Raw genomic sequence first — 12,504 nt, forward strand, 5'->3', positions numbered from 1 at the left:
CCTGCACGATGACGCCGCGGCCGGTGGTTGTCGTTAACATCCCCGTCGCATCGGTCCCAGCCAGAACTGTTGTATCGCCAATGTTAGCCAACGCGTCAACTGTGGCATCACCAATTTCAGCGATAGCGTGCGTGTCCAGCATCACCACGCCCACACCAGCTCCTATACCAGCGGTCAGGCCAATTCCGAGGCCACCGGTTATGACATCCACGTCGTTATGATCGTTGGCCAAGACGATCACGTTGTTGCCTGCAAAGACAACAGCGTTATCGCCAATGGCCGCGCGGACGGTAGTGGTGATGTCCATAACATTGACGCTGCCGCCGAAGGCCACGCCACCGGATCCCGCCAGGCCGAAGCTGGCCAAGAGAATATCGTTGCTTTGCTGGGCTTCAATCTTGACGTCTTTGTTGGCTTTCACCTGGGCGCTGGAGTTGATCTTGGCTTCTACCAGGCTATCGAGGATTGCCACGCCCAGGGCCGGGGCGGCTGCGCCTTCGACACCAATCGAGAGCGATCCATCGAAGGCGATTTGCGAGAAGTCGCTGGCCGCGGCGATGCGTACAGTTTGGTCATCATGCGCGCCAGCGAGATTGCTGTTGATGTTCGCTGCATCACCTACATACGCACGCGTCGTCGTGTCAATCACGCTGATCCCGGCCGAGATGGCCACGGCCACCGTACCGGCCACACCGATGCTGACCGTGAAAACTTCCACTTCATCGCGATTCATGGCGCTAATGGACAATCCACGTAGGCTGGCCGTTGCAGGCTCGAGCTTGCGTTGCTGGGTTACCGATGGATCAACGTTGGTTTCCCCGGCGCGGTCATCTTTAATGTCTTCGGGATCAAAGTCAGGCGTACCCACTTCGCCTTTGAGGGCCAGTTGCTGAACGTTGGAAGAGTCCGAGACATCGCCGGCGACGACTTGATCATCGTTGGGGTTATCGGGATCGTTGGGTTTGGTAACACCGCCAGCCTGTATGCCACTGGCGCCTCTGCCTGACGATTCATAGGTTTCGATCCACAGACCGTTTTTCGCGTCGTAGCTGTTACCGTTGCCGCGAGCTGTCACCTGCGCGCCGGCACCGATAAAGGCCTCGACTACTTTGTCGATCGTCGATACCCCTATGGCTCCCGCTCCCCCGAAGGACGAACCAACGGCCGCCGCCACGATGACTTTATCAATCTCCAGTCGATCATCGGCATCGATGATGATGTTGCCATCGGCGACGATATTGCCTGGCCCTTGCGTTGGAAAGGTATCGGTGGGATCGTCACCGATGAAGGCTCGCGAAACAATATCGAAGACGTGGACGCCCAGGTCGATTGTTCCCGAATTGCCGCCGCTGGCCGTCAGGCCGGCTGCCACCGAAGTCACATCTTCAATTGACGTGGCCAGTACCAAAATGTCGCCCGCCACCGTGGCCGTTACATTCGAACCGATAAACGCATCGGTAACTTTAATGATCGATGCAGCATCTGCACCCACGCCGCCAGCTCCATCACCGCCGACCGCAATCAACCCCGAGACCGCGACGAGTGTAGTGTGGGCATCAGCCGTCAGTTTCACATCGGGTTTGCCCGTGATGGAAGTGACCAGCGTGTTGATCGTGACGTTGTGCTGAATATAGGCTCGGGTTGTTTCGTTGAGGATCGAAACGCTGACCGATCCCGCCGCACCGGTTTGTCCGCTGAATCCGCCCGCTGCCGCCACGCCAATAAGATTCTCGAGCGAGTTGGCATCCACGATCAGTCCGAGAATGCCGCCTACTGTAATAACCGCCGATGAACTAACGAAGGCTTCAACAGTATCGGTATGAATGAGCGTGGTGATCGATGCCCCGAATCCCACTTCGTTCAGTCCGACACCGACCGAGCCAGCCACGCTGATCAGTTCAAGATTGCCAGTGGCTTTCACTTCGACGCTATTGGTTAAACTGCGCACGTTGGCACTAGTACCGATATGCGACAGCGTCGTCGTTAGCACGACATAGAAAGATATCGAAGCGGCGATGCCTTCCGATTCACCGACACCGGCGTTGGCCGCGGCTGAGGTGATATCTTCATCGGAATTGGTGATGACCGTGACGTTGCCCTGCGCATCGACAAAAGCACTGGAACCTATGTAAGCCTGCGTGTCTTTCTGGATGATGCCCAGTTCCAATCCAGCCCCTACGCCGGTGCCTTCGATGGCCACGCCAAGCGAACCGGCCAGCGATGTAGTGTTCGTGCTATCGGTAGCATCGATCGAGACGGTTTGTGTTGGCAAGTCGGCGATCGGCGTCGGGTAGAGCGGATCAACAACTGGATCTGGGTTGTCGCGATTGATCTTGGCATTGTTGCCCACGTACGCTGTGGTGATCAAATCAAAGTCATTGATGGCCACCGCCCCAGCCACCGCCGTATCACCACCGCTGACCGACCCGGCGACTGCTACGGAGGTAAACGGAATCTCCAATTCAATACCGGGCACAATCGTGATCAGTGGATCGATGATGGTATCCGCATCGATGGTGATCGCGTTACTTGCGTCAGCCCTGCCATCGATATGTGCCTTGGTGATCAAGTCGACGTTGGAATAAGTCAACGCACCGCCGTAGACTTCTTCATCGCTGCCATCTTCTTGCGCCGCAAAGCCAGCGCTAGCAGCCAGGGTTTGCGGGTTCATCACGTTCTCGGCTCGCACCGTCAGGTTGCCAGTCGAGCGTAGTCGCGTGGTTGCGTCCGCGACGGCGATGTACTCCATGTCGACTACGTTGATCGCGATCGAACCAGCGGCTGACATATCGCCTTGACCGCCCGAAGCAGCGGCTGCCCACACAATAAAATCGTTGGGCGAAGCATTGTTGGCGGTGGTTCCTGTAACGGCTTCAATCGTGACCGATGTGCCTTCGATCGTGGCGTTGTTGGCCACCGTGGCCAGGCTTTCTGTATTTACATAACTAAACGCGATCGAGGCTGCGTAGTGATCGGCATCGTCGTTCTCACCCGTTTCCAGCGATACGGAGTCGCTGAGGACTTTGATGTCGGCGCCGTGATCAGCTAAGTTGCCGATGCGCACGGGGCCTGCGACGCGCACATCAATGTTGCCAGTGACCAGAGCCTGGCTGGCAACATCCAAGATGCTTATGCCAACGGCTGCGGCGACGCCCAGCCCTTCTGACTGACTGCCTGTTTCCGTATTGGCAGAGGCGTTAGCCTGGTTGACCTGAGTACCGGCGGGTTGGACCGTCGTGCTGGTGGCTGTGCCCGTGTTGGCTGCGCCGCCGGCGGAGTTGGGATTGCGTTGAGCGTTCGCCTCTTGATCGGGATCGCTACCGCCTTGAGCACCGCGACTGCTGGCGGTAGCCTCCATGTTACTTGTGACGTTGGTCACGGTCTCGACTGTCAAGCCACCAGCGGTCACCGTCAAACTGCGCTCAAGCTTGGCTTCGACGTCATCGTCAATTTGATTGAGCGCGAATGAAATGCCGATACCCTCTTCGCCGTCGCTGGCATTGCCATCGGACTCGCCTCTGACCGCATGGCGATGTTCGGCGCGCAGGACGATATTGCCCGAAGTGGTAATCGTTGCACCAGTACCAATACTGGCCTTCGTATCGTTAGCAGTTAGCACCATGGCCACACCGGCGCCGATGCCGGTGGAATCGGTAGCAGGGTCTCCTTGCTTCTGTGTGTTGCTGGCCCCGTTGACCGCATTAGCAGTTGATGAATGATCGGCGATGGCTTCCACTGTCAGCGACTGAAAAGGAGTGTTCACAGCCGCAGGTGTCAGTGCAACCGAGTTGTCTATTCTAGCAAACGAGTCATGCGTGGTTCGCGTAAGCGCATAGGAGCCACCGAAACCGAAATCTTGACCACTGCCACCAGCCATGTCCTCTACGGGCAAGGCATCAGCGCGACTGGTGGTTCGCGAGTTAGAACGAATGACGACCGGCTGAGCCGTGAGACCCGTCAGGCTCGAACCACTAACCAATTGGGCGCGAGTCAGCGAGTCAACGATGTTGATCGATACCGAGCCCGCAAAACCATTATCACCACCGCCAGCACCAGAGTTAGCCGTGGTCGTCACGACGTGGCGATTGTCGAGAGTTGCTCCGCTACCGAGCGAACGCATGTTGGCTTCGAGCGTCAGGCCATCGGTTGTAAGCGTGGTGCCTGCATCAATATAGGCTTCGTTGTTGATGTTCGCATAGTTCAGGGCGACACCTACGCCTACGCCCCAATCACCAGCTTGAGTTGTCGAAGCGTTCGCAACTCCCGAGACATCGACGTTGGATAAACTGCGAATACTCGATAACCCGGACGCAGTAATCGATCGATTCTGAGGCAGATAACTACGCGTGAAAGACTCGACGACGTTGACTGTAACAGCCGCCGATACATCGATCGAATTGCGCGAAGTGGCTGCGGTTGGTCGACTTTGAGTACCAGTACTGGATGGTCCGCGTGCTCCACCATTGCTGGCCGTTGTGCCCGCGCTGTTAGTGGCTGTGCCCGATGCGCTGTTCGTATTTGAACTTCCTGCCGCCGAACTGGAGGCGCCTTGGGCATTGGCGGTGGTATTACCCGTTGTCCGCGAAGCATTGGTGGACAGGAAGGTTAGATTTCCTGGGGCGTTCAAGTTGCGATTGATCGTCGTCTCGGTGGTTTCATTGACGTAAGACAGCGTCATCACGGCAGCAATGTTGGAGTCGGTACCCGTGGTCGCATCACCTTGACCGGTGGTGTTGACCACACTGGTGTGATCGGCTGTTGCTGTAAGGTTCCCTGTGCCCGTGAGTGCCAGTGGCGATCCTGTACCGATCGAGGCCAGCGTATCTTCTGTGACAATGGCCATGGCTAGCGCACCGGCGATCGCCGTTCCGCCTTTGGCTCCGGCTTGCGCGGTCGTGTTCTTGGTATTATCGGCGGTCGCATTCAGGGTTAGGCTCGTGGCGCCACTTAGTTGCCCTTGATCTAGCAATCTAGCTTCGGTGACATGATCGACAACGTTCAGCGCAAACGAAGCTCCCACGCCTGTTCCACTTCCGCCCGCGCTGGCAGGTTGATTTGGAATTGCGCGAATCGTGTCGGTGGTGTTCATGGTCGCGGCCAGATTCACGTTGGATGAACTGGCATTGACGTTGGCTGCAACCGCCGCGCCATTGGCGTCGCGCTCGCCGATGTATGCGCGTGCGTCGGCCGTGTTGATATTAATAGCTACGGCACCAGCCAGGTTGAGATCGCTGCTAGAAGAGCTACCAGTTGGACCAGATTTCGCATCGAGAGTCACGGTACCAAGACCGGAGTCACCAATTCGCGCATTGATGTTAATCTGGTTTCCATCGAGTGTTGAGATACCACGCACTCTCGAAATGGCATCACCGCTGACATTCTGCAGGGCCACCGCCGCGCCGATGCCGGAACTACTGCTGCCATTGGCGGTCGATCCATCAGCCAGCGTTGTCAGCGTATACTTGGCGTCGGCCAGTTGAGTTAAGTTGCCCCCTGTTGATCTGAGCGTTGCATTATTCACATCCACCAAGGTGTCACCACCGAGATTGCTCACGGCGATCGCGGCTGCCAGGTTCATATTGCCGCTAGGTGTGCTCGCATTATTGCCCAGAGCATTGCTGCCAGCCGTGTTACCACCGCCACCTGTGACTGCGCGCGGAGTCGCATTGGCCGATGAGTTGGCAGTGCGATTGCTATTAGCTGTTAACAATAGATTGCCGACCGATGTGATCGACGAATTGCCTGAAACGATGATCTCGGTGGGACCGGTTATCGTCGTTACTACGACCGTCCCCCCAGCATCGGATGACCCGGCGGTACCATCTGCGTTGGCAATCGCCGTGATGGAATTGTTCGCCAGGACCGAAGCCACACCGCCTGCCGTCAAGACCGCGCCGGTGTTGATGTCCACCAATACTTGATTGTCGATCACCGTCAATACAACAGCGGCATCCTGTTGTTGGTCGTTGTCGTTGGTGTTGCCATCGTCGGCGGGATTGCGCCCAACGTTAGTATTGATGGTGGACTGCGCGCTAATCGACAGATTGTTCGTGGCCGCGATCAATCCGCCGATGATGGTGACTTCAGAACTGCCCGCGAGAATCGCTTCAGCAAAAGTCAGATCGCCACCGAAGGCCGAGTCGGGCGTGACCACCATCGTCTTAGTGGCCGCGGCATCGATCGTTAAATTGGTCGCGTTCAATCGACTGTTCTCAATGCGCACTTCAGCCGACATGGTTTCCAAGAAGGCGCTCGGATCAGTCGCATCGCCTGATGTGTTGCTGGTCGGATTGGAACGCAACAGCAGATCACCAGCAATGTTGGCGTTGACATTAGCGGCCAAGATGTCGGCCGTGGTTATGACGCTTAGCCCAAAACTGACTACCGTAGGGTTAGCTACCGAACCGGCGGCTTCCAATACCAGGCTATCGTCGCCCAGCAACGTATTGACCAGCGGCAGCGGATCGCCACCATTGAAGTTGATGCTCAGTCGTCCACTGTTACTGGCTGCGTTGGCTGCGATGAAACTTTGCAGAGTGGAAAGTGAATCCAGGTCGACACGAATCGTATCGCTGGCGTTGGACAACTGCTCGATATCGCCATCATCGCGGCGAATATTGACGGTGGCGTCAGCCGGTAGAGCTGCCGAGACGATTGTCGAACTGCCCGCGACCAATCTTACTGAGGGCGTTGAGCCATCGAGGAAGCCTTGCAGACGCAAGTCGGCCGAGGGCAGTGTGTCGAGGTCATTCGGATAGACCAAGTCGACAGCCAGCAGCTGTCGCTGCTCGAGTTGTTCGAAAAAGGCTCTACGGCGTCTGGTGGAGGACAACCAGCGGAGACGCGCTGTGCGTCTGCGTGACTTGCGCGACATGATAAACCATTTTCAAAAAACGAGAATTGCCGTTAGCGTCGTCGAAGACGCCAGATACTGCATGCGCTAACGAGCGAGAATAGAAGAACTGCTGAGGGTTCGGGAACAGTGGAGACGTTGATGTTCAGGCGACCAAGGATGAGATCGCTGTTACCGACATTGCCAAACTTCAGACCATCAAATTCACTGGTAGTGAAGTAATTGCTCTTGGGACCATCGGCAACAATCAAGAAAGACCCGGAAACATCTCCGCCTTGACGGTTCAAGAACATTTCGAACAACCTGCGACCGCTGGCAGGAATCGGCACATTGACAAATTCCGCGTTATCGCCACTGACGCTGTAGACCGAATCCTGTAGGGCGATAACCAATGGACTGTAATTATCGAAGACGCGATCGACTGTCGGCTGCGCTACCGAAGAGAGCATCAGCGATCCGGAACTGCCAGCTTCCGGCACCAAACGAATACCGACGCTGAAGGCGTTGAGGAGGTTCTCCGTAGGAGGAGTGGAGTTGGACGAGACCGAAATGGTAATCGGCTGCGGTCCACCTGGCTGGGCTGCCGTGTCCCACTCAATGGTGCCAATCAAGTTGAGAATCATATCGGCCCGCGCGGGCGTAACCCAAAGTGCGAACATCGCAGATACGGCGATCACGCGTAGATTAGCGGCGGCAAACATGTGGGGAACTCGATTCACTGGGGCGACAGCCAACGAGCCACTCTGGCTCAGAGAACCGATTCCACTTAGGCGGCCAATTGTTTCATCAAAATGAAAAATTTTTCCAAATAGTCTCCTGGCGCGCCCTCACACTGGCGGTCGCTGAACGTCTCTGAGTGAATGGAGAAGTCACTCGAGAAACGCTTGACAGACCAAGCGGCAGGCTTATATTTAACCCCTCGGTTAATTAACCGTATGGTTTACAAGGAATCGTGATGGCCGATTTGTTGAGTCAGAAATTTGCGGCGTTGGCTGATCCGACCAGGCGAGCCATGTTGGCTCGGCTGGCTAAGGGTCAAGCTTCGGTGAGTGAGCTTGCGCAGCCGTTTTTGGAAGACATGTCGCTGCCGGCGGTAACCAAGCACTTGCAGGTCTTGGAACGCGCCGGGCTGGTCACCAAGACGACTGACGCTCAGCGGCGACTGTGTGACTTAAATCCCGCTGGGCTACGAGAGGCCGTCGACTACTTGGAGCAATACCGGCAGCAGATGGAAGAGACTCTGGATCGTTTTGGAAATTACCTCGAGACACTAACCTCAAAGAAAACGAAGAAACGGAGCGCGAAGCGCGATGGTCGCCAACCCTAAACCCAATGAAATTCATATCGAACGAATCTACAACGCGCCGCTGCACATCGTGTGGGATGCCTGGAACGATCACACGCAAGCGGCCAAGTGGTGGGGGCCGCGCGGCTTTACGCTCACTACCCACAGCAAAGATCTACGCCCCGGCGGACATTGGTCTTATACCATGCATGGCCCTGATGGTACCGACTACATCAACAAGACTATCTATTTGGAAGTCGAGCCGTACAAGAAACTGGTATACGATCACGGCGGCAGCGATGATCGCCCGCCCATGTTTCGTGTCACGGTGATCTTTACTGAAGCCGATGGCCAGACCACGATGGATATGACGATGAGTCTCCCGACAGCCGAAGAAGCTGCGGCTGCGCGCAAGTTCGTCAAAGCCGCTGGCGGCAATGCAACTTGGGATCGCCTGGCGGAATATCTTGACCAAACACAACGTGATAAAACTTCATTTGTGATCAATCGCAGTTTCGCAGCCCCACCGGAGTTTGTGGCTGGTATGTGGTTCGAAGCCCAGACATTGGCTGATTGGTTGCCACCTGAAGGACTCCAAATGTCCGTCATCAGCGGAGAAATTCGCGCAGGCGACAAACTGCTTTATAAAATGACCGACCAACACGCCCAATCCTTCTACGGTCAATTGGAGTTTGTACGAGTGGGTGTGGATAGCATTGTGTACATCCAACGCTTCTGTGACGCAGACGCGAAGTTAACCGCTCATCCTTACTGGCCAGAGTTTCCTGAGGCCCTGTCGGTCTCAGTTGAATTCACCACCGAATATAAAGCGTCGACGCGCGTAACGCTCATCATGGAACCGTGCGGCCTGGCAACCGATCAGCAGCGGAACGCCTTCGCTGAACAGCGCACTAGCTTGACGCAAGGCTGGACTCAATCGTTCGACCAGCTCGAGCAGCGTCACCTCTCCAAGGCTTCGTCTTGATGAGGTCGAATCGAGCCGTAGCGAGATTCGGGATCGGGTCTTGGTACGTAGCCGATCTCGCCAGAGATTGGGGGATCGATTGGTGACGCGTCCAAAGTCTGGCGACTTCGGCTACAGTTGTTACCGCAGGAGTCTTGCCTGGTGCTGTGCCCCCTCCCGCAGACTTCGGCTAACGCCTCGTCTGCGACCTCCCCCGCTGCGCGGGAGAGGTGACCGTCACCTCTCCAAGGCTTCGTCTTGGGGAGGTCGAATCGAGCCGTAGCGAGATTCGGGATCGGGTCTTGGTACGTAGCCGATCTCGCCAGAGATTGGGGGATCGATTGGTGACGCGTCCAAAGTCTGGCGACTTCGGCTACAGTTGTTACCGCAGGAGTCTTGCCTGGTGCTGTGCCCCCTCCCGCAGACTTCGGCTAAAGCCTCGTCTGCGACCTCCCCCGCTGCGCGGGAGAGGTGACCGTCACTGCCAGAGAACGCGATCCAGTTCAGAACGACGCAAGCGCCTGCGAGTGGGATGCTGCCCATCGAGGGCTGGTTCTTTGATGAATAGCTCAGAGCGACGCAGATCTACCATCGACTCGTCTGCTCCATCGACGCGCACGATGGGGCGCATCGGATCGGAGCGCGAACTGCGGACGACCACGGCTGCGGTGTTATCGTTAAGCAACACACTCGATCCAATGGGATAAATCGAGATAGCTTTCAATAGCGCCCGCATACATTGATAGTCGAATGCTCCGCGCGTGGTTTGACGAACCAGGTAGGCTAAGGCATCCGCTGGTACAAACGACTGCCGAGCATTAGGATCGATTAAAGTCAAATAGGCGTCAACGAGATTCAAAATGCGGCTATGCGTGCTTAGCAAATTGCCGCGCAGTCCTTTGGGAAAGCCGGAACCATCTATCTGCTCGTGTACCTGCGAGATGATCACGCGGACCTGAATCGAGACGTGTCGACAATTGCCCAACAGTTCTGCACTAAAGTCGCCGTGCTTGCGATAGGCCTCTTCGATCTCTGCCGGCATTGGACGATCGCCCAAGTACATAGCTTTGGTTTCTTCGAACAACGCGATGTCATGCAGCGCACCGGCCAACGCGATCGTCAGGCAATCTGCGGTGCTCAACTCTAACTGTGCTGCTACGGCTGAGCCTAAGGCCGAGAGGATAACTCCGCGTTTGATCCTGCGTTCATTTTCTGTCTGGCAGGGAGTATCGATTTCTCGATGAGCGTTAGCCAAGACCACATCGCTGTCGGTCTGCAAGGCTTCTGCAATTTGATCGAGTATGGATTCGAGGGCTCCCAACTGGGGCTCATCGCGCACAGCCAGATCGACGATCATCTGCTCAATGGCTGCTTTGGATTGCCTGACTGCAGACTCAACTTCGCGAACCAAGCCCGGATCGTACGGCCGAACCAGGCGGGCATCCTCAGAAGAAAGCTGGGGAAGCTGCGGCTGATCGTCAAGGGGCACTAAGACTTTGTGAAAACCGTGGCTCAGCCAGCGATCCACGACACTCTTCAAGAGCACATGCCCTTGCTTGAGCAGGACACGTCCAGAGGGATCGATAATGTCAGCAAATAGCGGCTGGCCAACGACCAACTCGCTAATTGCTATCTCGCGCAGCGCCGAACTCATGGAGGAACGCCTGTAGTGGGAGCAGAACCCGGGCCAGGCTAGAAAATTGACCTGACCTCTTATATTATCGGTTTGAATTTTGTCGAATTGTCTACGGAATCTCCGCTGAGTTTGACGATATTTACCCCTGGTGGCTCGCATCCCAGTGATGCCCCTCTCACCTTGTGAGTTCGCCGTGACGCCAACTGCCGCCCAGAGGCTCCAGCGCCCGAAGGCTCTGAGCCGGCAGTCTGGCTGCGGACGACTTTTCACATGGAGTTGTGAGCCAGAGTTGGTTTGGAATTCTCAAACCAAAATGTCGTCGATCGGCTGACCATAATCCAGTTCCAGCCGCTTTCTTTCAGGTAAGGCCAAGTCTCGGCCATCCAGTCCCAGCAGTTTCAGCGTGGTTGCGTGAATGTCGGTCACGTAATGCGGTTGTTCGATCGCATGAAAGCCCAACTCGTCAGTATTGCCATGGACATAGCCAGCCTTGGTTCCACCACCGGCCATCCAAATCGTAAAACCGTGAGGATGGTGATCGCGACCAGTGCCCGCTTTGTTGAGTGCCGTAAACTCCAAGGCTGGTGTGCGTCCAAATTCTGTTGCACACACGACTATTGTATCATCCAACATGCCACGACGTTTAAGATCGCTGACCAGCGCTGCCAGAGGCTGATCCACTCGCGCGCAACTCTTGGCATGCAACTCTTTGATATTGCTATGTGAGTCCCACTCGCCGTAGTCGCTCAAATAGACCAGCGTAAATCGCACACCACGTTCTGCCAGGCGACGCGCGGTTAACAGTCTCCGCCCGTAGAGTTCGGTCGTCGGATTGTTCAGACCATACAGAGCTTGCGTCTCAGCCGATTCACTAGCCAGATCGAGTGCTTCGGGCGCTGACATCTGCATGCGAAACGCCAACTCGTACGCTTTCATGCGCGCCTTGAGCTCGGCATCCTCCGGATGCTGCTGGGCCGTTAGGCGATTCCATTGGTGAATCAACTCAAACTGTCGGCGTTGCTCTTCAGCCGTAACTCCGCCCGTGCGTTTACCAAAGGGTAGGGGATTGGCTGGATCGAGCGAGAGCTCGATGCCCGCATGGGCTGGCCCCAAGTAGTTCGCATCAAAGTTGCGCTTGACGCGCGTGTCGGTGTATCGACCTAGAAATACAAACCGCGGCAAATTTTCGTTCAGGCTACCTAACCCATACGAGATCCAAGAGCCAATGGTCGGCTGCTGCTCATCCAGCGAATGACGCCCGGTATGAAACTGGAACTCGGCGTTGTGATCGTTATCAGTGGTGTACATTGACCGCACGATACACAGATCGTCTACCACGCCACCCAAGTGCGGCAACCAATCACTGACCTCGATGCCGTTTTGCCCGCGCTTTCGAAAGCCAACCTGCAGCGGCATGATCTTGGAGATGACTTCGCGATCCATGCCGACGACTGAACGTGAACGCTCAAGATAGATGGGTAACTTTTGGGGATTGCCCAAGCCTGTCTCATCAAACGTCTTGCCCGCAAACCTATTGAGCATCGGCTTGGGATCAAAGGTCTCCAGATGACTAACGCCACCCGAGAGGAACACCCAGATCACATTCTTCGCTCGAGCCGCTCGCGCGCCTCGTTGAATTACACCGGCGGCCTCGTCTTCAGCCAACAGTTGCCCGGCAGCCAACGTGCCGATGCCCATCCCCAGCCCGCTGAGAAATCCCCGGCGATTGATGCGACCACAAAATGGTGAAGTAGTTCTGGCCATGT

At 56.2% G+C, this 12,504-nt stretch carries 6 protein-coding genes (1 of these 6 running past the window's edge); 2 read left to right on the forward strand and 4 right to left on the reverse strand.

Features of this window, described 5'->3' with window-relative positions:
- Positions 1-6,874, reverse strand: the start of a protein-coding gene (locus tag SH573x_RS15970) for a right-handed parallel beta-helix repeat-containing protein (protein WP_479356636.1). It extends 24,596 nt beyond the left edge of the window; 6,874 of the gene's 31,470 nt are visible here — the first part of the coding sequence; the start codon lies at positions 6,872-6,874; its stop codon lies beyond the left edge, outside the window.
- A gap of 32 nt (positions 6,875-6,906) precedes the next feature.
- Complete coding sequence (locus tag SH573x_RS15975; RefSeq protein ID WP_479348591.1) at positions 6,907-7,554, reverse strand: PEP-CTERM sorting domain-containing protein; 648 nt, start codon at positions 7,552-7,554, stop codon at positions 6,907-6,909.
- 254 nt (positions 7,555-7,808) lie between these two features.
- On the opposite strand from SH573x_RS15975, the gene SH573x_RS15980 reads away from it, so the two are divergent.
- Together SH573x_RS15980 and SH573x_RS15985 are read left to right on the forward strand one after the other, a co-directional pair.
- Positions 7,809-8,180 carry an ArsR/SmtB family transcription factor gene (locus SH573x_RS15980; RefSeq protein ID WP_479348592.1) on the forward strand — a complete coding sequence of 124 codons (372 nt, stop codon included), beginning with the start codon at positions 7,809-7,811 and terminating at the stop codon, positions 8,178-8,180.
- Positions 8,164-9,123 (forward strand): SRPBCC domain-containing protein, encoded by a 960-nt coding sequence (locus SH573x_RS15985; protein WP_479348593.1) that lies wholly within the window; start codon positions 8,164-8,166, stop codon positions 9,121-9,123. Before SH573x_RS15980 ends, SH573x_RS15985 begins: the two co-directional genes overlap by 17 nt.
- A 457-nt stretch (positions 9,124-9,580) precedes the next feature.
- Here SH573x_RS15985 and SH573x_RS15990 read toward each other — a convergent pair whose 3' ends face one another.
- Both SH573x_RS15990 and SH573x_RS15995 read right to left on the reverse strand, forming a co-directional pair.
- The gene (locus SH573x_RS15990) at positions 9,581-10,756 is read right to left on the reverse strand and encodes an HD-GYP domain-containing protein (RefSeq protein ID WP_479348594.1); all 1,176 of its coding nucleotides are present in this window, start codon (positions 10,754-10,756) and stop codon (positions 9,581-9,583) included.
- A 285-nt stretch (positions 10,757-11,041) separates the two neighbouring features.
- Complete coding sequence (locus SH573x_RS15995; RefSeq protein WP_479348595.1) at positions 11,042-12,502, reverse strand: DUF1501 domain-containing protein; 1,461 nt, start codon at positions 12,500-12,502, stop codon at positions 11,042-11,044.
- Positions 12,503-12,504 lie beyond the last annotated feature (2 nt).

The organism is Rania fehmarnensis (assembly GCF_056494185.1).

What these genes read in the sequence shown, in the direction of transcription:
- SH573x_RS15985 (WP_479348593.1), top strand. Translation starts at nt 8,164, where the DNA reads ATGGTCGCCAACCCTAAACCCAATGAAATTCATATCGAACGAATCTAC.
- SH573x_RS15980 (WP_479348592.1), top strand. Translation starts at nt 7,809, where the DNA reads ATGGCCGATTTGTTGAGTCAGAAATTTGCGGCGTTGGCTGATCCGACC.
- SH573x_RS15995 (WP_479348595.1), bottom strand. Translation starts at nt 12,502, where the DNA reads ATGGCCAGAACTACTTCACCATTTTGTGGTCGCATCAATCGCCGGGGA.
- SH573x_RS15975 (WP_479348591.1), bottom strand. Translation starts at nt 7,554, where the DNA reads ATGTTTGCCGCCGCTAATCTACGCGTGATCGCCGTATCTGCGATGTTC.
- SH573x_RS15990 (WP_479348594.1), bottom strand. Translation starts at nt 10,756, where the DNA reads ATGAGTTCGGCGCTGCGCGAGATAGCAATTAGCGAGTTGGTCGTTGGC.